The sequence below is a fragment of the Eoetvoesiella caeni genome, from assembly GCF_003315175.1.
Classification (GTDB): Bacteria; Pseudomonadota; Gammaproteobacteria; order Burkholderiales; family Burkholderiaceae_B; genus Eoetvoesia; species Eoetvoesia caeni.
In genome coordinates, this window is the sequence record NZ_QNRQ01000039.1 from 1 (window position 1) to 2,300 (window position 2,300).

2 protein-coding genes are annotated in these 2,300 nt (G+C 55.2%); both read right to left on the reverse strand.

Going from position 1 to position 2,300, the window contains the following annotated elements:
* On the reverse strand, positions 1–389 hold a 389-nt coding region (locus DFR37_RS22655; RefSeq protein ID WP_147251676.1), incomplete at its 3' end, for a multicopper oxidase domain-containing protein.
* Between the two features lie 178 nt (positions 390–567).
* Positions 568–2,300 (reverse strand): protein-disulfide reductase DsbD (gene dsbD / locus DFR37_RS22660; RefSeq protein WP_113935410.1); only part of this gene is annotated, 1,733 nt, incomplete at its 5' end.

Here is a 2,300-nt window from a genome sequence, read left to right on the forward strand (position 1 = left end):
AAACTGATCCCAGGCACCCCGTCCATCTGAAAGGGTAAGAGGATGCCATGCCAGTGAATCGAGGTTGCTTCTTTTAGCCGATTTGTGACCCGTATGGTGACCGTGTCGCCTTCGCGCCAGCGCAAGGTCGGTCCAGGGAGTGATCCATTAATAGTCGTGGCCATTTGAGGATTGCCGGTAAAGTTCACCGGCGTCTCGCCAATTTCCAGGTTGAACTCGGTCCCGGTGAGCACAGCCGGTGCGCCCGTTCGGGTATCGTCAGACTGGGCCCAAGCCGTGCGGGCAAAGGGCGACAAGCCCAGCAGAACGCCACCGGCTGCAAGGCCTTGAACGAATCGGCGACGCGGCAGGAGAGGCAGGGCAAGAGAAGGCGCAAGCGGACGTTTCACGTGAGCGTATCCTAGGATCAGAAGAGTCTAAAAAATCGACCGCTAAAACGAGTCGAAGCATTCATGGAGTTGATGCAAAGCAGTTTAGCGAAGTGTCGGTGTCTATCCGATGACGCAGCCATTACATTTTTGTAATGTGCGGCACTGTTTGTTGCGCCGCACTTGAGCACTCGCCACATTAAAGCGGTATAGCCGAATTTAACGAGGCCAGGAATCGCTTTGGCGACTGGAAGCCAATGACTTGAAAGTCGCTTTCTTTGCCTTCTTTATCGAAAAAAATGATGCCGGGCGGCCCAAACAGTGCGAAACGCTTAAGCAACGCTTGATCGTCTGCATTGTTTGCCGTCACGTCCGCTTTCAGCAGGATTACGTCTTTCAAGCGATTTTTGACTTGAGGGTCGGTGAATGTAAAACGGTCCATTTCTTTGCAAGATATGCACCATTCCGCCCAGAAATCCAGCATTACGTAGCGGCCGTCTGCCCCCTGTAACTGCGACTCCAGATCGGCAAGGCTCTTAATAGGCCGAAACATGATCTCAGCCGCTCCGGCGCCTATTGGCGTTGGATTGCTAACGCCTTTGAAAACAGCCAAAGGCTGTAATACGTCGCGGCTGCCTGAAAGTCCTCCGACCAGAAGCGCCAAGCCCACTGTTAGCGCAATGATCCCAATCCCTTTGCCCAAACGCCTATAACCGGCCACATGCGTCGGCAAGGGATCCACAGCCTTTAAATACATCGCTGAAATGATGAGCAGGACGGCCCATAAAAGCAGATGCACCACCGCCGGAATAACCGGAGCGATGAGGTAAATGGCCACGGCCAACATGGTCACGCCGAAAAAATGCTGGACTGATTTCATCCAGGGACCGGCTTTTGGCAGCAAAGTGCCGGCGGTTGTGCCAAAGACCAAAAGCGGTACGCCCATGCCGATGGCCAGTGAAAAAAGCGCCACGCCGCCCACCACGGCATCACCCGTTTGCCCGATATAGAGTAGGGCTCCTGCCAGAGGAGCAGCCACACATGGGCCCACGATCACGGCAGACAGTACACCCATCAGAAAAACGCCGAGTAGCTTGCCGCCTGGCGTGTGGTTGGCGGTGGCGGTCAAGCGGCTTTGGATCGCAGCGGGCATCTGCAACTGGTAAAAACCGAACATAGAAAGGGACAGCAATACAAACACGCCTGCGAAGCCACCCAATACCCAGGGATTTTGCAGATAAACCGATAACATCGTACCGGCAAGGCCCGCCGCGACGCCCGCTAGCGTGTACGTCATCGCCATGGCAAGCACATAGACCAACGAGAGACCAAAGGCATGGCGTCGCTTGGTGTGCTGACCCTGTCCGACAATAATTCCCGACAAGATGGGGATCATGGGAAGCATGCACGGGGTAAAGGCTAGAATTAAGCCGAAGCCGAAAAACGCTGCGACCAGCGCCCACGTATTGCCTTGCGCAAACAAGGCACGGATAACGCCAGTCTCCGATAAGCCTGTGCTGCGTTTTGGTGCGCGAATATCAGTCGGGACGGCTTGCGGCGTAGAAACGGCCGAAGTTGAGGCGTTCGAAACGCTCGCTTGGACCAGTGGCACCGTAAGGATCTTCTCAATGGGCGGATAGCAAACGCCCGATGGATCATTGCAACCCTGATAGGAGGCTTGCAAGGTCAACGACGGCTGGGCCGCGCCATTAGTCGATCGATTAAGCGCAATGATGGCTTCTATGGGCCCGTAGTAAACCTCTTCTTTTCCAAATGTCGGGTCGTCTTTAAGCTTGCCTGGGGGTAACAACGTACTGGCGATCGTAATGCCCGATGCGTCGGGTAGGCTGAACGCGATGCGGCTTCGGTATAGGTAGTAGTCCTTGGCGGGAGTCAGTGTGGCGACAAGCGTGTCGAAATCTCGCGCTGTGA